Below are 17798 nucleotides of genomic sequence, written 5' to 3'. Positions count from 1 at the left end.
ACCGACTCAGCGCAGCGCGGTAATAATGAGTTCGTAGGAGGTGTTCCTGGTCGTCTGATCCACCACCACGTGCTGATCGACGACGGCGATCACGCCGGGCGCCCGGAGGACGTAGCCGGCCCCGGAGGTCGGGAGCCAATTGTCGGCAGCGGGGTAGTCGTTCAGGTGCAGGACGAGCTCACCATCCGGGCGCATCACGCTTACGCCGTCGGTCTTCGACCTGTGGACGTTGAGCGTCTCCAACCAGGCGGCTCCGGACGTCTGCCCCGCAAGCTCGGCAGCGGTATACACCCCGCCCGCGGACGGAACAATTAAGGCCTCGGCCGCCGCGCCGGTTGCCGCATCCCCAGCCGACCGCCCCGCATCCTCGGGCCCGCCCTCGACGGTGAGCACTCGGTACGGATGCCGGGTGCGGTAGGAATAGACCCTAGCGAAACCATACAGCGGCACCGTCACCGCGGGCTCGGAGCCGGAGACGGAGTCCAGGTCCACGGCCTCGAGGGGGAGGCCGCGCCCGGCGGCCTCCTCACTGGCGTCGACGTCCTCTCGAGAGTTATGGGACAGCTCCGCGTAGGCGGCATCGGGGTCGGCGTAACGCACGACCCACCCCTCGATGACCTCCGGTCCGCCGCTCTCTGCGGGAACTACCCCGGCAATGCTCTGGATGGCGGTGGGAGCGTCGTCCGGGGCGATCCGCGCCTCGCACCAGGTCGAGTTCTTGTCGTAGTCATGGTCCGGCCGCCAGCAGGTCAGATCGAGAATGAGCGTCGCATGACCGCCGCTTGACGGCCCCTCCAACCTCTCGCACAGCTCCACGTCGTCGCGGGGACAGTCATTGGTGAATCCGAGGTCGGGAAGCGCGCTTTCGGGAACCGTGGCAAGCCGGCTCCCGTCGTCGAGGGACACCACCTCCTCTCCCATCATGAGCACCCGGTCGGTGAGGTGGATGCCAACGCGTCTGCCAGCACTGGTGCGGTTGTCCTCGTCGCTGCGGTATGCATACATGTGCTCGAAGGCGACCTCGCCGGTGGCAGCATCGAGCACGACCAGCAGGACTCCGAGCGGGCCGGCGTCATAGCCCAAGACGAGCCTGCTTCTATCCGGGGTGAGCACCGCATAGCACGAGGCGTCGGTATGCGGCTCGGGCACCCCATCGCGTTCGCACGGATTTCCGATTCTGCGGAGTGAGGCGGGGCGGGTATAGGACCAGGTCTGCTCGCCGGTTGCGGGCTCCACGCCCGAGGCGCCGTGAGCGGTAACGATGACGGGGCCCGCCGCTCCGGCGGTTACCCCGGTTATGGCGTCGCGGTCGTCGTAGTGGATGACCCCCTGCCAGGCGACCTCCTCGCCGAGAGTGTCCGGCCTGAGGGCGACGGCGGCGGGCGGCACCTGCACGGACTCCGGCGCGTGCATCCTCTGTGGGATTACCAGCGCCGCGGCGCCGACGGCGAGTACGAGGATGGTGGCGATGAAGGCCAGCCGGCTGGGGCGCGGGCGGCACCGGGCGCCGCAGCCGCCGGCGGGCGCGGAGCCGCTAGCCGACGCCGAAGATGACGACTTCTGACTCATCGGTCTTCCCGTCCTCTGTGGTAGTGCGGTGGCGCTCTACAGCGACGATCACGCCGGGCGCCGGAACCAGGTAGGCGGCGGTGTGCTCGATGCGTGCCTCGTATTCGGCCAGGTGCAGGGCGACGGAGCCGTCGGGGCGAGTGATGTCCAGGTCGCTGCCAGATCTGGTGACAGCAAGCGCATCCAGATAAATGGCTCCCGTGGCCTGCTCTATAGCTTGGTCTACGTCCTGCACCTGCCGCGTGGCCGGGTCGAAGACCACCGCGTCGCCGGAGTTCCCGTCCGCGCCCACCACCGCCAGAGTGCGAGCGCCGTAGTCACGCACGGTCCGCCCCGAGGAGCCCAGCGGCACCGGTGCGACGTCGTCGGTGCTCACGAGGGCGTCCAGGCTCACGGCCTCCAGGGGGAGGGAAAGCGGGTCAGCGTCCTCATCGCGCATGGCGGCGTAGGCGGAGTTGGCGTCGCTATAGCGGATGGCCCACCCGTCGAGCACGGGCGGCGTCAGAACGGGGTAGACGCCGTCAAGGTTCTCCCCGGCGACATTGCTCTGCCCCTCGGCGTCGCCCGTGGCCCGGTCGATGGGAACGAAGCCGCCGACCCGCCGTGAGGCTGTGGGGTCGTCATCGGGGGCCAGGGTCAACTCGCACCAACTGGTTGCGGTTGGGCCGGGGCTCCAGCAGGTCGAATCCAGAATGAGGGTGGAGTGCCCGCCCTGGGAGCCGGGCCAGAAGCTCTCGCAGGAGCCGACGTCGGTGCGCAGGCATTGCCGCTCGCCGTCGACGACGGCCGGGTCCGGGGGCAGGGTGGACAGGACGGAGCCGTCTTCGAGCGAGATCACTTCCCGTTCGGCCATGACTACGTGATCGGTGACCTGGATATGCAGGTCTACGGCCCGCTCGGTGACGATCGCGTAGCCGGTCACCTCATGGTCGAACAGCACCTCTCCGGTGCCGGTGTCGAGCCCGACCAGCCGAGTGGCGAAACTGCCGGTGCCCGCGCTCAGGCCGAGAACCAGGCGAGTGCCGTCCGGACTCAGTACCGCCTGGCCGTGGGCCCGCTGGGCGGAGACCACGCCGTATCCGGTGACTGACACGGTGGCTTCGGGATCGCGGTAGGACCAGGTGGTCTCGCCGGTTTCGGGGTCGAGGCCCATCGCGCCGTGGCCGGTGACGACAATGGGTCCGGAGGCCCCGGCCATCACGCCCCAGACGGGGTGGATCTCGGCGTCGTTGTTGTCGATAACGTGTCGCCAGCGCACCTGTTGCCCCAGGGCCGCCGGGATGTCTGCGGCCATGCCTGCGGGGGCGGTGACCGAGACGGCCGCCGTTGTGGGGGTAGGGGAGGCCGTCGACGGCGTGGCGATTGGGGTCGAGTCGGTGCAGCCCGCCAGCATGGGCGATACCAGGCCGACGGCGACGGCGGTAGTCAGAGCTGCTTTACGGATCGCCCGTCCCGGGCGAGGCGGGCGGAGGCGTGTGTCGTCGGCGGAAGAGGTGTGCATGGTTTCAGGGTGGCAGTAGGTACCACGCCCGGCCATGGGGCGGACTGCCCGTGGGCGGGCTGGGGGCGAGGAGAATGGGCCGGTCAACCACAAAAACCGACAATGACTGTAGTCGTGCGGTCGAGGTCGCCGTTCACGGTGAAGGTGTATTGCCGGGCCACTACGGCGATAACGCCGGGTGCCTGTAAGAGATAGGTGCCAAGGTCACCGCCAAATAGGTCGCTGCGACTCAGGTCCAGGTTCCTCAGGAGCAGGGCGATGGAGTCGTCGGTGCGGATGACATTGGTGCTTGCGCCGTTGCTGCTAAAGCGCAGGGAGTCGAGGTAGGTGTAGCCGGAGGTCTGCTCGGCCAGTTCGTCATAGGTGTAGATGTGACCGCTGGTGGTGTCGAACACGGATCTGGAACCGGTTTCGTCAGGGTTTGCCTGGGCTTGAAATAGGGTGATGGTGCGAGGATGCATCCCGTAGTAGTCGATGGGGCCGTTGAACTCACCCAAAGGTATGGACGGTGCGGATTCGGTGCCGCTGAGAGCGTCAATGCTGACGGCCTCCAGGGGGAAGTTCAGTTTCTCGGTCTGTTCCCTTGAGGTCTGCTCGGACAGAGTTGCGTAGGCTGCCTCGGGGTCGGCGTAGCGCACGGTCCAACCGTCCGCGAAGACTAGGTGCGGCCATGCAGCAGACTTGGGTACGACGGCGTCCACCGTGATGATGCCCGTGGGGTCGTCGTCCGGTGCGATGGCCACCTCGCACCAAACGCCATGGTTGTTCTCCTCATAGACATAGTTCGGGTTCCAGCAGGTTGATCCAAGAACCAGGGTGGAGTGGCCGCCGTGCTCCGGGGGGAACAGTTGCCTGCAAGACTGCACATCGTCACGGGGACAGCCCTCACTGCCGTAGCGCGCGTCAGAATCGTCGGACAGCGTCGCCTGGAGGGAACCGTCCGTCAGCGAGAGGATCTCCTGCCCCACCCAGAGCACGTTATCGGTGACCTGGATGCTGGGCCCCTCGCGTCTGTCGAATTCAGTCCCCCGGTTCTTGCCCTTCCAGGTGCGGTCGCTGTAATAGTGCTCGAAGGCGACCTCGCCGTTGGCGGTGTTGAGCACGACGAGCGGCGTTCCGAGTCTGCCAGCGTCGTAGCCCAGCACGAGGTGGTTCCGGTCCGGGGACAGGACGGCGTAGCACCAGTTGCCGGCCTCCCAACACCCCGCGCCGAAGTGCACGGTCTTGGCGGGGCGGGTGTAGGACCAGGTGGTTTCGCCAGTGTGGGGGTCGAGTCCCATGGCGCCGTGATCGGTGACGAGGATCGGTCCTGCCGCGCCGGCAACGACACCCTCCACGCGAGTGTCCTCGTAGTCCAAAGTCAACTGCCAGGCGGCGGTGTCGGTGAAGGACTCGGGTATTGCTGGTGCTGGGGCGGCGGCAACCTGTACGGACTCGGCGGCATACAGGCGGGTGGGTGCGGCCAGCGCCGTTCCACCGACGGTGAGGGTGAAGATGACAGTCAGCACCAGTGGCAGCGTGGGGCGGAGGAGACGGAGCCGTCGAGTGCGCGGCCTGGTCCGATATGCGTTGCGCCCCCGGATGAGAATGTCGCTGATAGCGACGATGCCCAGAGCGGCCGCGGCGACGGCGAACTGCGCCAGTGCAGGGTAGCTCATCTGGATGTCTTGCGACTCGCGCCACCACAGGCGGCCGAACACGACAGTCCCCGCCAAGGCCGCAGCCGCCACCAGAAGCAGTATGAGTGTCTTCTGTAGGCGGCCAGGGCGTTCGTGTCGCGCCAAAAGCGCGAAGTAGCCCCAGAACAGCACGGGCATGAGCGACCCGATGGCGACCCACGAAACGGCCTCCAGATCCTCGCCGGAGAGTCGGAATACGCCGTTGTAGTGCGCGGTCTGCCACCAGGCCCAGGCTCCTGCGCCCACGGCGGTGAGCAGTCCGCCGGCGCGCAGGCCGCGCAGTATTTCGGTGCTGCGGCGTTGGGGTGGGGTGGGTGTGGCGGCAGCGTCGTCGCGGGAGGAGGTGCGCATGCTCCCAGAGTGGCAGGAGGTACCGCACCGGGCCATGGGGCGCACTGCCCGTGGGCGGGCTGGGGCGAGGAGAATGGGGGCTCTTCCGGTTTGAGGGTGTGGTGATGAGGGTCGGGGTTGCGGTGTGGTGGTCGCTGTCGGGCGCGCGTGTGTTGTTGCGGGGGTGCGGACCTGGGTGTTCGCTCGTGTGTCCCGGGTGAGAGTTCGGCACTTCACCCCAGCGCTTGGACGCTTCGCGCGACGGCTCGTCTTGAACGGTGACGGTTCGTCACTTGGCACCAACGCTTCGGCACTTCCGGGGGCGTGTTCAATGGTGTGTGTAAGCCCTGATTGAGAGGACCTACTGTCATGACTGTGACTGATGAGGAGAAGACCGCCCCCTCCGGGACCGTTCCGACTGGTAGTGGTGTGGCCCGGGAGCTAGCCGCCTTGCGTCGTTCGAAGTACTCCTGGCGGGCGGTATGTTCCCGGTCTTCAAGGGCCTGCAGTCCGTCCATAATGGCGCGTAGTCGTTGCGTGAGAACAGGATCCGGGAGGTCTGCCTCGGTGTTGAGCAGCTGGGCGTCGAGTTTACGTAAACGGTGAAGGAGCTTGTGGCGACGGTTGTCCCGCTGGCGCACGCTGGCACCAATGTCGTCCGCGAGCTCGTTGCCCGCCTGCGTAAGTCTTTGCGGAGGTCTATTAGACTGCGCTCGGTGTCAACCAGGACCTGAGCGGTAGCGGAACGCTCCCACATGCCAGCGCCGTCGAGCTTCGAGCGCCGGATCGTGAACGGATGGATGTCGAGAGTCAGTTGCGCGCGCGGTTCCATTGTGATGCCACCAGGAGCAAGAACAGGACCATGAATACCGGTAGGGTCACTACGGAGATGTAGAAACCGTCGTGGTAAGCACTCAGGTTCTCTGGGTTCCAGGCAACCCGTAGGACCAGGTTGAGGCGGTACAGGGGATTGACCTCGGCGATGTTCTGGAGTGTCCTGGGCATCACCGACAGCGGCACTGTAGCGTCGGAGAGGATTATCATCGGCATGAACAGCGCCATCATTACCGCGGAAAAGGTGTTGATCTTCTGCGTGATCGCCCCAATCCCGAAACCAAAGAGTAGCGAGTAGACCACTGCCACCAGGAAGACCGCCACGAACAGCGCCATGTTCGGTGCGGCCACCTCGAATATGAATCGGGCCGTCAACATTATGAGCAGGAAGGCGGTCATGGCGACCAGGAACACTTTCATGATGACTACCATCATGATGCGCGGCAGGCTGACTGGCGTCACCCCGAGCCTTCGGTAGATCCCTTTCTCTCTGTCGGCGACCACTTGGTTCCCGACGTTGTAAACGGAAGAGGCAAACAGGATTATCACGCAAAAGCCGGGGATGTACGCCGAAAAGAAGTCGATCCCTCCGTATGAGGAATTCTTGTAGATGGACCCGAACATCGCGAAGCTAACCACCGGCATCAAGATACTGAAGAGGAGGTACAGGGGTTGTCTCAGGTAGATCTTGAGTTCGATCTTGAGTTGTTCTAGTATCACGAGGACTGCCTCTCCCGGGCGATCTTAAGGTAGACGTCTGACAGGTCGTTGCAGGACTGTTCCGCTAGGAGTCCTTTGATGGTGCCTGCATAAACAAGTCGGCTGTCGTTGAGAAAGAGAACGTGGCTGCAGTGCTCCTGGACCTCGGACATGTAATGGGAGGACAGGAATAAAAGACGGCCGTGGCACAGCGTGTCGAGGCTATCCCAGAACTCCGCCCTAGCCACGGGGTCCAGGCCTGTCGTGGGCTCGTCGAGGATCGCCACGGCGGGCTTGTTGAGGAACGCCAGCGCGAGGTTTACCTTCTGTTTCATGCCTCCAGATAGCTGTGAGTAACGTTTGTCGACGAAATTGTGAATTCCCAACATCTCGATGAGCATGCCGAGGTCGTATGTTTGATCGTAATAGGTGCGGAAGAGGCGGAGAAGTTCCATAACAGTAGCATCCTCATAGAAGTTGTTCTCCTGGAGGACGACTCCGATCCGCTCCTTGAGGGGAACTCCCTCGGTCTCCTTACTGAAGTCGACGTTGCCGGTGTTCGGCTTGGTCAGCCCCATAAGGATCTCGAGCAGAGTGGTCTTGCCCGAGCCGTTGTGGCCGATGACGGCTACAGAGGCGGGGCTATTGAAGGAGAAGCTGATCGGTGACAGTGCTGTCTTTTCCCCGTATATTTTTGAAATGTTGGTGGCGCGCATAGTCGATGTTCCCTTATGCAAGTCTACGGAGGGGACGGGGGTAGGTTTCCCGCCCCCTCAGGAAGAAAATCAAGCGTCGATGTGGGTCGAGCAACAGGAGGTCGAGACGCAGCAGGAGCAACTGGTATAGGAAGAGATTCCCGAGGAAGCGGCAGTCTCGGAGAGGATCATGGTTTCGTCGAGTTCGATGACTTCGATGTCCTCGAAGGCACTGTCCAGATCCGCAATATCCGGTCGTACGGTGGTCGTGCATGTTTTCCTTTGTTAGTGAAGGGAAAGGTGTTTTGTGTCGAGGAGTTAATGTGTCCGAGGGGCCGCGGTAAAGTGCCCACCCGGAGGAGTTTGCGCTTGACGAGACTGAGGGGCATCACCCATTCGGCCTACCTGATCGGGGGAGACTCCGATGGGGCTTGTCCCTGTTGGGTGGATACGAGGGTTTGGTAGCGTTTCGCGTTTGGGGGTGTGGTGGTGGGGTGGTCGTTGGTGCGCGTGTCGGGGTGGTGTATGTGGGTCGAGGTCCCCGATGACTGGGGGTCGCTTACTACCACCGATCACGGAGACCTCGAGATGGCCGAGACTACCTTCGCTGTCCCTGATCTTGCTAGTTTCCTGCGCCTGGACGGCCTGGGACTGACCGCCACTGCCAGGGCGCCGATCGTTGCCGGCTGGTCTACCACTACCAGGACCCGGCCGTGCTCGCCCAGGTGCTTATAGACCTCGCGCAGCCGGCTCTGGCTGTTGGGAAGGGCCTTGTCGAACAGCTTCTTCCCGCCGACGGTCAGGGCCGTGGCCCAGTGCTCGGCCTTGCCCACGCCCGATACCGACGAAGACCTCCACATCCTCGATATTCACCTTTCCGCATCCTTGTGTGTGTTGGTGGGTCAGCCTGTCAGGCAGACGGCCCCGCACCCACGCCTGCGAAAGGACTCTAAGGCCAAGGCGCCTCGGTCCGTTCCCCTAATCAGCGATCACCATCCGCCCGCCACCATGGGTGACTTTCGCCCCCCGGATCATCAAACGACAGGGGCAAGACACCCATGCCCACAGCGGCTGGCCCGGTCCCGGACCACCCGGAACCACCAACAAGGTAACGTGCCCCTATGTGGTTTGTCAAGCGGCGGCGGGTAGTTGTTGGGCTGGTGGGTCGTAGAGGGATCCGTCTCGGATCATGGCGTATAGGGTGAGTATGCGGCGGTGTGCGAGTGCGAGTATGGCTTGGTTGTGTCGCTTGCCCTGGGCGCGTTTGCGGTCGTAGTAGGCCCGGGATGCGGGGTCGGATCTGAGGGAGGCGAAGGCTGACAGGAACATGGCTCTCTTGAGGCGCTTGTTGCCCGCGTGGGAGACGTACTCGCCGCGTATGGAGGACCCCGACCGCCGGGTGACTGGTGTCAGGCCGGCGTAGGAGGCCAGGTGGGCGCCGGAGGGAAAGGTCTTGCCCGCGGTCTCTGCCAGGAAGACGGCGGCGGTCCTGACCCCCACCCCGGGCATGGAGGTCAGGACCGGGTAAAGAGGGTGGGCCTCCACCAGGGCCTCAACCTGGGCGGCGACATCGTCGCGTTGGGCGTGTAGGGCGATGAGCTGGCGGGCCAGGTGTGGCAGCACCACCCCGGCCGCGTCGGTACCAGCGACCACGACGGTCTGCTTGTTCAGGGCGTCGGTGATGGCTTTTGCCCAGGCGGCATGGCGCTTGGCGCCCTTGGATTTGAGCTTGGCGTCAATCCGCGCCCGGCCGGCCTTGCGCAGGTGGGCTGGGGTGGGCCAGGCGGCGATCACCTCCAGTATTGGGTCGTGTTCGAGCCACTTGCCCAGCACAGTCTCCAGGGCTGGGTGGATTTGGGTGTACAGGCCCCGGATACGGTTAGCGGTCTGATTGACCTGGCGGGCCAGGTCCAGGTCAAACCCTGTGAGCATGCTCAACGCGGCCGCGTCCTTGTCCGAGGCGTCGATCGCTCGCAGCGTGTGGGGCATGGTGCGGGCAGCATCCGCGATCACCGCCGCATCGCGAGCGTCGGTCTTGGCATTGCCCGGGGTCAGGTCGGCGATCCTGCGCATGGACAGGCCGGGTAGGTAGCCCACGGTGATACCCATCGCCTGAGCCACCGCCACCGCCAGGGCCCCGATCGTTGCCGGCTGATCCACAGCCACCAGGACCCGGCCATGCTCACCCAGACGCTCGTACAGGTCCCTAAGCCTGGATTCGTCGTTGGGTAGGGCCTTGTCGAAGATCTTCTTCCCGTCGTCGGTCAGGGCCGTGGCCCAGTGCTCGGCCTTGCCCACGTCGATACCGACGAAGACCTCCACATCCTCGATGTTCACCTTTCCTGCGCCTCTCTCGTGCGTTGGTGGGTCAGCCTGTCAGGCAGACGGCCCCGCACCCACGTTACGAAAGACATCGCCGCGCTGCGGCGGGTCGTTCCCCTAATCAGCGATCACCACCCGCCCGCCACCATGGGTGACAACACCCCCCGGATCATCAAACGACAGGGGCAAGACATCATGCCCACAGCGGCTGGCCCGGCCCCGGACTTCCCGGAACCACCAACAAGGTAACGGGGCATGGTGCGGGCAGCATCCGCGATCACCGCCGCATCGCGAGCGTCGGTCTTGGCATTGCCCGGGGTCAGGTCGGCGATCCTGCGCATGGACAGGCCGGGTAGGTAGCCCACGGTGATACCCATCGCCTGAGCCACCGCCACCGCCAGGGCCCCGATCGTTGCCGGCTGATCCACAGCCACCAGGACCCGGCCATGCTCACCCAGACGCTCGTACAGGTCCCTAAGCCTGGATTCGTCGTTGGGTAGGGCCTTGTCGAAGATCTTCTTCCCGTCGTCGGTCAGGGCCGTGGCCCAGTGCTCGGCCTTGCCCACGTCGATACCGACGAAGACCTCCACATCCTCGATGTTCACCTTTCCTGCGCCTCTCTCGTGCGTTGGTGGGTCAGCCTGTCAGGCAGACGGCCCCGCACCCACGTTACGAAAGACATCGCCGCGCTGCGGCGGGTCGTTCCCCTAATCAGCGATCACCACCCGCCCGCCACCATGGGTGACAACACCCCCCGGATCATCAAACGACAGGGGCAAGACATCATGCCCACAGCGGCTGGCCCGGCCCCGGACTTCCCGGAACCACCAACAAGGTAACGGGGGGAACATCGTTCGTGCCGAATCTGGACACTTCCCCCACCCCGCCAGCCCCACCAACCGAACTCGATGGTAATAACGACCGAACTCGATCGTCATACCGACCGAACTCGATCGTCATATCGACCGAACTCGTTGGTTATATCTACCGAACTCGGCGAACACACGCTTAGACCGGAAGAACCGTAGCTGGCACCAGGTTTGGCCGTGGGATGGACTCATGATCAACTGTGGCAGCCGTGCTGGATCAGCCGACGCCGTAGATGACGGTTTCATAGCCCGTGGGGGCGGGGTCATTCGTGTCTGTGCGCCAGATGCTGCAGTGGTCGACGATCGCTACTGTTCCGGGAGCCTGTACGAGGTACGGAGTGTACTCGGACTTGTAATCGAGAATCTCCCGCTGATCGGGGTAGTCCACGTGCATTGCTACGGTGTCGTCGGGACGAAGCAGGTCAATTCCGTCGTCCGTGCGTGACCCGGTGGGGTGCAGAGAGTCGAGATAGCCAGGACCGGAGGGGCGGGTGCCGACGTCGTCGCGAGTGAAAACCTGCCGAGTAGCAGGGTCGAACCAGGCCTGGACGGTGGCCGGCGCGTCCGGTCCGGCGGCGCCCAGGACGGCAAGGGTGTGTGCGCCCTCGTAGCGTTCGGGGCGGTTCAGGCTACCGAGGGCGACGGGCTCGGCATCATCGACTCCGGCAAGGGCGTCCAGGCTAACGGCCTCCAGAGGGAAACTGAGAGAGGTCGCCTCCTCCATCAGGTTGTGCCGACTCAGTTCCTCATAGGCGGCGTCCGGGTCGGCGTAGTGCACGGTCCACCCGTCCACGACCACGGAATCGTTTTCCCAGCGCCTATGGGTAGGCGGAACGATTCCGCTGACTGTGCTCACTGCCGAGGGGTCGCTGTCCGGCGCCACTTCCATTTCGCACCAGGGATAATCGACATAATTCTCTGGATCGTTGTCCGGGCTCCAGCAGGTGATCCCCAGGATGAGGGTCGAGTGCCCGGCACGGGACGGGGGCAGATAACCTCCGCACCGGGGAGAATCGTCGCGGGGACATTCGGAGCGATTGCCTAGGCTTGGTCGCGGTGCGCGTTCGTCCGGCAGCGTGCTCAGAACGCTGCCGTCGGTCAGAGACAGCACCTCCTGCTCGACCACGAGCACGTGATCGGTGGCTTGCACGCTGGGGTACCGGTAGACCCAGGGCCTACCGCGGTTCTCTTCAAGTTCAGAGCGATCCTTGTACGCATGCTCGAAGGTGACCTCTCCGGTAAAGGTGTTGACTACAACGAATTCCGTTTCCAGAGGGTTGTAACCGTAACCCATGACCAGCCGGGTGCGATCCGGGGTGAGGATTGCTTTGCAATTGGCCTCCATGCGTGTGTGGCAATCGCCGCCTATGGAATCTAGGTCGGCGGGGCGGGTGTAGGACCAGGTGGTTTCGCCGGTGTTGGGGTCGAGTCCCATGGCGCCGTGTTTGGTGATGACTATGGGCCCGGCGGCGCCGGCGATCACACCCTCGATGTCATCGTCGCGGCCGTGCTCAATGACTCGTTGCCAGCGCACCTCATCGGTCAAGGTTTCTGGTATTGGTGCTGGTTCGGTTGCGGCGACCTGTACTGATGTGGGGGTGTACATCATTGAGGGGATGGTCAACGCGATGACGGCGACGGCGAGAGGTCCCGCCGAGGCGCCGGTCGCGATAGTCGTCGTGCGTGGGCGTTGCTCTGCGCGTGTCGGCGCTTTAGTGGTGTGCGGCCCGGTTCTACGCAGTTGCAGGTCTGAGTCTGCGGCAACCGCGAGTCCGCCGGTGGCGACGGCGAGTTGTGCGAGCACCGGGTAGCTCATCTGGATTTCCTGCGACTCGCGCCACCACATCCAGCCGAACAGGAGCGAAGCGGCGGCGAACAGTACTGCCGGCACGAGCGCGCGTATCAGTGCATGACGCCGTTGTATCTGCGACATCGCGGAAGCAATCAGCAACCAGACGCAGCACGCGGCCGCAACCAGGAGAAGTCCGCCACCGAGAGCAGAGTTTCGGACATTCTCGGAGAGTCGGAATGCGCCGTGATACTGCGCGGTTTGCCACCAGGCCCAGGCTCCTGCGGTCACGGCGGTGAGTAGTCCGCCGGCGCGCACGCCGCGCAGTAACTCGGTGCTGCGGCGTCCGGGCGAGGCGGCTGTGGCGGCAACGTCGTCGCCGGGTGAGGTGCGCATGCTCCCAGGGTGGCAGCAGGTGCCGCACCCGACTATGGGGAGGGCTATCCGTATGAGGTACCGGTGCCCCGCACTTTCCTGCTGGAAGCTGCCAGGCGCCGGCGCGGTGCGTCGCGAGCGCGAGTGACGGCGCGCCTGACTGTCCTGAGGCTCAGCGGTTGTCGAAGTGGGAGTCGAAGGCGGCGTCGGGCAGGTCATAGACGTGCTCGCGCGCGAACTTCAGGGCCATGGGGGCGCCGTGCAGGCGGTCCATGCCGGAGTCCTCCCATTCGATCGAGATCGGACCGTCGTAGCCGATCTGGTTCAGCGTGCGGAAGTAGCCGTCCAGGTCGGCCTCGCCCAGGCCGGCGGAGACGAAGGTCCAGCCGCGCCGGGGGTCGTCCCAGGGCAGGTGACTGGATAGGCGGCCGTTGCGCCCGTCGAAGTGGGTCTTGGTGTCCTTGCAGTGGACGTGGTAGATGCGACTCGCGAAGTCGGTGAGGAAGACGGCCGGGTCGATCTGCTGCCAGATCATGTGGGAGGGGTCCCAGTTGATGCCGAAGGCCTCGCGGTTGTCGATGGCGTCCAGGGTGGCCTTGGTGGTCCAGTAGTCGTAGGCGATCTCGCTGGGGTGGACCTCGAGGGCGAACTTGACGCCCTCGGAGTCGAATACGTCGATGATCGGGTTCCAACGGCGGGCGAAGTCCTCATACCCGTCGGCGATCACGTCGGCGCCCACCGGCGGGTACATGGCCACGTACTTCCAGATCTTGGAGCCGGTGAAGCCGGTGACGACCTTGGCGCCGAGCTTGGCGGCCACGCGGGCGGTGAGCTTGAGTTCCTCGGCGGCGCGGGTGCGTACCCCCTCGGCGTCGCCGTCGCCCCACACGCGGTCGGACAGCAGGCCGCGGTGGCGGAAGTCGATGGGGTCGTCGCAGATGCACTGGCCGGTGGAGTGGTTGGAGATGGCGTACACGCTCAGGTTGTGGCGTTGCAGGGTGTCCTTCCACTGCTGGCAGTAGGCGTCGTCGGTGGCGGCGCGGTAGACGTCCAGGTGGTCCCCGGCCACCGGCACCTCCAGGCCGTCAAAGCCCCACTGCTCCGCCAGCGTGCACACCTCCTCGAACGGCAGATCCACCCACTGACCGGTGAACAGATTGATCGGACGCGGCATAACAAAGCTCCTTCGCAGACGAACGGTCGTCTGGAGGCGGATGCGGCGGCGTCGCGCGACCCGAGCCCCCCGACGACCATGAAGCTACCGATGCCGAATCGGGTGCCGACAGGGCCGGGCGCCCCGCTTCTGTGCGTACGGTGCGGAAGGCCCAGGATGAGCTCGCCCTCGGACGCCGTGCGCGCGCAGCCAGGCCTGGTCGACGAAGGCGAAGGCCTCGACCCGGGTGTAGCCGATCTCAGCGATGCGGGCGAGGGTGCCCTCCAGGTGTCTGCGGCGAGGGCGTCGCGGACGGCGTAGAGCTGGACGCCGGGAGCCGACATGGCGGGATCCTCCTTGATCGGTCCCGCCATCCTCGCGCGGGGGGAGGACGCCACAGGCAGGGCGAGTACGCGCGGAACTGCACGCCCCGGGCGGAAGGGATCGCAAGTCCCTACCTTCGGGTCCTGTAAATCCATACTTTCAGCGCCCGTAAGTCCCTACCTTCGGTGCCCGCAGATCCCTACCTTCGGGTCCTGCAAATCCCTACCTTCAGCTATGCTGCAGGCATGGATACGGCACAGGAAGTGGGTATTGCCTACCTCCCGCGCGCTGTGGATGCGGCGGTCAGCAAGACCCTCGAGTCCGTCGGTGCCATCGTGTTGGAGGGGCCGCGGGGATGCGGAAAGACCATGACCGGCCTACATCACGCCGGATCGTACGTTCTGCTCGACACTCCCGAGGCACAGGCCGCCGCGGACGTCGACCCGCGCATATTGCTCGAGGGCAAGACGCCACGGCTGCTTGCTGAGTGGCAGACCGTCCCGCAGGTCTGGAACCTTGCTCGCCGGGCGGTCGACTTCTCGAATCAGCCTGGGCGTTTCATCCTCACCGGTTCGGCTGTGCCTACCGCTGACTCGGTGAGGCACACCGGAGCGAGCCGATTCATCCGTATACGCCAGCGCACCATGACCTGGGCGGAGAAGGCCGGCGAACTGGCAACTCCAGGCATCGGGCTGCAAGACCTCTTTTCCGGCTCACAGCCGACACCATCAATGCTCACCAGCCCACTCGCCGATGTAGTCAACAATGTGCTCACGCCGGGCTTCCCAGCCCTGCGCACAGCCGACGCGCAGGTGCGTACCCGTGCGTTGAACGGCTATCTTCAGGACACCGCTACCACGGACCTCGGGAGACTCGCCACACTGCGCTCCGAGCCCGTCCTCGTAGAACAGATGCTGGTTGCGCTGGCGCGATCCACGGCTAGCGAGGTCTCGCAGGCAACGCTGCGCCGAGATGTCGCCCGCGTGCTCCCGGCGCCGTCTGAGGCCACCGTCGCGAAACTGCTCGAGTTGCTGCAACGTGTGTTTGTGGTTGAGGCCCTCCCGCCGTGGGCGACTGCGCTGCGCTCGAAGGCGAAGCTGCGCCGAAGCAATGCCTACCACCTCGCCGATCCGGCCTTGGCCGCTGCCGCCCTGGGGGCCGACGCTGCGCGCCTGACTCGCGACCTTGAGACGCTCGGCTTCCTGTTCGAGTCCGCCGTTGTCCACGATCTACTTGTTTACGCCGAGGCGGCGGGCGGTCGCGTGCATCGCTACCGTGACTCGAACGGGCATGAGATCGATGCCGTGATTACCATGCCGAACGGCTCGTGGGCCGCGGTGGAGGTCAAGCTCGGGGGAGGTCAGGTTTCCGCCGGGGCAGCGCGGCTTTCGCAGGCGGTGGCGCAGATCGACGCACCGCCGCCGGCGTTCCGGGCTGTTATCACCGGAACCGGCTTCACGGCCACACTGCCCGACGGCACGCTGACCTTCCCCTTGGAGGCGCTGCGCCCATGACTGGTCTTGTGCGCCTCAGGTAGGCGTCTTGAGGGCGAGCCGCGCACAAGCGGCCAGCCGTCATTAGAGGCTCTTCGCGTCGGCGAGTGCGGAGGGTTGGCTGGTGGCGGCTCGGCTGTTCGGGTCGACGGTTCGTGTGTTCGGGTGACGATTCGTCAGTTTGCGCCGACACTTCGGCACTTGCCGCGACGGTTCGTGGGGTAGACGGACGAACCGTCGCCGTTCAGGACGAATCGTCGCTGCTACCTGACGAACCGTCGCGGGGACACACGAACCGTCCGCCCGGTAACGGCCCCCGCAACTGCTTACGCACCCAGGCGCCGGCCCGAACACGACCCGCGCTCGCCCAAACGTCCTCATCAGCCCGAGCACGTCCTCCCGCGCCCGAGCACGACCACCACATCGTCAGTCCCCTGCCGGAACCATTACGCCTCAGGCCGGAAGAGCCACATTTCCGGGGGCGATCGGGAATCAGGCCGGCTCGTACTGGACGATGGCCGGATCGCTGGTCGTTAGAGCGATCAGCTGTGGGATGAGCGTGGTGAAGTGCGCGGAGGCGTTGTGTGCCTCAATGGCGGTGTCGTCGGCCCATGCCTCCAGGAAGGTGAGCGTCGTGGCGTCGTCGCGGGCGCGCAGCAGCTCGTAGGAGATGTTGCCGGACTCCGCGCGTGAGGCATCCACTAACTGACGCGCCTTGGCGGTGAATTCGTCGACGGCGTCGGGCCGGACGGTGAAGGTGGCGATGATGCGGATCATGGGGCTCCTTTGCGCGTGGGAGGCGGCCGTCGGAGTGCCGGTATCCCGCAACGGCGGGGCCGGAGCGGCGGCTGCGTTATAAGTGCCGGTCTCGGCATGTTACTTGTGCCGACCTCGGCATATAACGTCTACCGACCTCGGCGAGGGGGACGGGAGGAGGTCTAGGCGGTGGCCGCCTCGAATACCGAGTTGACGGCCAGTAGGGCGCAGCCGCGCAGCTCATCGTCCAGTCCGCTTTGCGCCGGCAGGATCTCCAGGTCGGCTGTGGCCAGGGACAGGGCGCGCTCATTGACAATGCGCATGATGACGTCCAGGAACATCGGACACCCCTGCGGCATTGGCCCGGCCAACACCACCCGGCCGGGGTTGAAGAAGCTGACCAGCATGGCCAGGGCGTCGCCGACCGCGGTAGCCGAACGCACCATGAGGGTGACGCATTCGGTGTCACCGGCATTCACGCCCGCGACGATATCCTCAATGGTCAGTTCACCGCTGCATTCCAGACGGCTCTTCAGATGCGGACTCAGTCCCTCCACCGCGGCACGGCGGGCGTCGCGCAGTAGCGCCCAACCGCCCGCGACGGCCTCCAGGCAGCCGGTGCGCCCGCAGCGGCAGATCACTGTGTCCGCACCCGATACGCGCACATGTCCAATGTCTCCGGCGGCCCCGGCGGAGCCCAAATGCAGGTGCCCGTTGGACATGATCCCCACCCCGATTCCGGTGCCGACCTGCAGGTACAGGACATTCGCCGGCTCCCGCCGCACCCGGTCGGGCAGTGTGGAGGCGTAGCCGAGCAGCATGATGTTGACGTCGTTTCCGGTGCGGACCGGCACCCGCAGCCCGGCCTCCAGGGTGCCGACGACGTCGAAATTGTCCCAGCCGGGCATGATCGGCGGGGATGAAGGGCGGCCCGTCTCCTGGTCGATCGGGCCCGGCAGGGAGACACCGGCCGCCCACACCGGCAGGTCGTGTCCGCGTAGCATTTCGTGCAGCGTGGTGGCGGCCTGGGCCAGCGTGTCCTTCGGGCCACGGGTGATGGGCCAATCCAGGGTGCGCCGTTCAACCGGCCCTCCGGCCAGGTCCGTGACCGCAAGGCGCAGGGTAGAAGTGTGTACGCCTATCGCAAGCACGAGCCCGGCTTCCTGACGGAAGCGCCATGTGGCGGGCGCTCTGCCACCGGTTGAGGGAGCAGACCCGTCCGGCGCGATCAGTTCGGCGGCGACGGCGATGTTTATCAGCGAAGAGATCGTGTTGCGACTCATTCCAGTCAGGCGTGCCAGCTGCTGCCTGGTGACTGCGCGGCCGGTACGGATGAGGTTGACAGTGGTGCGCACATCGGTATCGATTGCGGCGATGGGGCTGAACACGGCTGCCTCCCGGGATGGTGAC

12 protein-coding genes and 2 pseudogenes are annotated in these 17798 nt (G+C 65.2%); 1 reads left to right on the top strand and 13 read right to left on the bottom strand.

Annotation, left to right across the window (positions count from 1 at the left end; all coding sequences use genetic code 11):
- Positions 1–6 precede the first annotated feature (6 nt).
- From CWT10_RS14125 to CWT10_RS14075, 11 genes and pseudogenes are all read right to left on the bottom strand, one after another.
- Positions 7–1569, bottom strand: coding sequence for a hypothetical protein (locus CWT10_RS14125; RefSeq protein ID WP_103061514.1), 1563 nt, complete (start codon positions 1567–1569; stop codon positions 7–9).
- Positions 1535–3070 (bottom strand): hypothetical protein, encoded by a 1536-nt coding sequence (locus CWT10_RS14120; RefSeq protein WP_128683528.1) that lies wholly within the window; start codon positions 3068–3070, stop codon positions 1535–1537. The genes CWT10_RS14125 and CWT10_RS14120 overlap by 35 nt, the downstream gene beginning before the upstream one ends.
- Positions 3071–3153: 83 nt before the next feature.
- On the bottom strand, positions 3154–5100 hold the full coding sequence (locus CWT10_RS14115) for a hypothetical protein (protein ID WP_103061512.1): 1947 nt from the start codon (positions 5098–5100) through the stop codon (positions 3154–3156).
- Positions 5101–5889: 789 nt separating this feature from the next.
- A complete protein-coding gene (locus CWT10_RS14110; RefSeq protein WP_103061511.1) occupies positions 5890–6633 on the bottom strand; it encodes an ABC transporter permease in 744 nt (247 codons plus the stop codon).
- Entirely contained in the window at positions 6630–7328 is a 699-nt protein-coding gene (locus tag CWT10_RS14105; RefSeq protein WP_103061510.1) for an ABC transporter ATP-binding protein, read from the bottom strand. The genes CWT10_RS14110 and CWT10_RS14105 overlap by 4 nt, the downstream gene beginning before the upstream one ends.
- 69 nt (positions 7329–7397) lie before the next feature.
- Complete coding sequence (locus CWT10_RS18075) at positions 7398–7547, bottom strand: thiazolylpeptide-type bacteriocin (protein ID WP_416171666.1); 150 nt, start codon at positions 7545–7547, stop codon at positions 7398–7400.
- A gap of 410 nt (positions 7548–7957) precedes the next feature.
- Positions 7958–8174 (bottom strand): annotated as a pseudogene (locus CWT10_RS14095) (IS110 family transposase); the annotation flags it as partial.
- 264 nt (positions 8175–8438) lie between these two features.
- A complete protein-coding gene (locus tag CWT10_RS14090) occupies positions 8439–9644 on the bottom strand; it encodes an IS110 family RNA-guided transposase (protein ID WP_128683273.1) in 1206 nt (401 codons plus the stop codon).
- A gap of 227 nt (positions 9645–9871) precedes the next feature.
- Positions 9872–10234: pseudogene (locus tag CWT10_RS14085) on the bottom strand (IS110 family transposase); the annotation flags it as partial.
- Between the two features lie 481 nt (positions 10235–10715).
- A complete protein-coding gene (locus tag CWT10_RS14080; protein ID WP_103062564.1) occupies positions 10716–12683 on the bottom strand; it encodes a hypothetical protein in 1968 nt (655 codons plus the stop codon).
- Positions 12684–12834: 151 nt separating this feature from the next.
- Positions 12835–13836, bottom strand: coding sequence for a sugar phosphate isomerase/epimerase family protein (locus tag CWT10_RS14075; RefSeq protein ID WP_103062563.1), 1002 nt, complete (start codon positions 13834–13836; stop codon positions 12835–12837).
- A 548-nt stretch (positions 13837–14384) separates the two neighbouring features.
- On the opposite strand from CWT10_RS14075, the gene CWT10_RS14065 reads away from it, so the two are divergent.
- Positions 14385–15653: an ATP-binding protein gene (locus tag CWT10_RS14065; RefSeq protein ID WP_103062562.1), complete on the top strand. Its 1269-nt coding sequence runs from the start codon at positions 14385–14387 to the stop codon at positions 15651–15653.
- 471 nt (positions 15654–16124) lie between these two features.
- On the opposite strand, the gene CWT10_RS14060 is transcribed toward CWT10_RS14065, so the two are convergent.
- Both CWT10_RS14060 and CWT10_RS14055 read right to left on the bottom strand, forming a co-directional pair.
- On the bottom strand, positions 16125–16409 hold the full coding sequence (locus CWT10_RS14060) for a putative quinol monooxygenase (RefSeq protein WP_103062561.1): 285 nt from the start codon (positions 16407–16409) through the stop codon (positions 16125–16127).
- 161 nt (positions 16410–16570) lie between these two features.
- Positions 16571–17776: an ROK family protein gene (locus CWT10_RS14055; RefSeq protein ID WP_103062560.1), complete on the bottom strand. Its 1206-nt coding sequence runs from the start codon at positions 17774–17776 to the stop codon at positions 16571–16573.
- Positions 17777–17798: the final 22 nt, after the last annotated feature.

It is taken from the genome of Actinomyces qiguomingii (assembly GCF_004102025.1).
Taxonomy (GTDB): Bacteria; Actinomycetota; Actinomycetes; order Actinomycetales; family Actinomycetaceae; genus Actinomyces; species Actinomyces qiguomingii.
Note: the sequence above shows the minus strand (reverse complement) of the source record. Positions and strands in the feature narration are given on the sequence as shown.

Coding starts and splice junctions, on each gene's coding strand:
- CWT10_RS14125 (WP_103061514.1), bottom strand. CDS start 1,569: ATGAGTCAGAAGTCGTCATCTTCGGCGTCGGCTAGCGGCTCCGCGCCC.
- CWT10_RS14120 (WP_128683528.1), bottom strand. CDS start 3,070: ATGCACACCTCTTCCGCCGACGACACACGCCTCCGCCCGCCTCGCCCG.
- CWT10_RS14115 (WP_103061512.1), bottom strand. CDS start 5,100: ATGCGCACCTCCTCCCGCGACGACGCTGCCGCCACACCCACCCCACCC.
- CWT10_RS14105 (WP_103061510.1), bottom strand. CDS start 7,328: ATGCGCGCCACCAACATTTCAAAAATATACGGGGAAAAGACAGCACTG.
- CWT10_RS14080 (WP_103062564.1), bottom strand. CDS start 12,683: ATGCGCACCTCACCCGGCGACGACGTTGCCGCCACAGCCGCCTCGCCC.
- CWT10_RS14075 (WP_103062563.1), bottom strand. CDS start 13,836: ATGCCGCGTCCGATCAATCTGTTCACCGGTCAGTGGGTGGATCTGCCG.
- CWT10_RS14065 (WP_103062562.1), top strand. CDS start 14,385: ATGGATACGGCACAGGAAGTGGGTATTGCCTACCTCCCGCGCGCTGTG.
- CWT10_RS14060 (WP_103062561.1), bottom strand. CDS start 16,409: ATGATCCGCATCATCGCCACCTTCACCGTCCGGCCCGACGCCGTCGAC.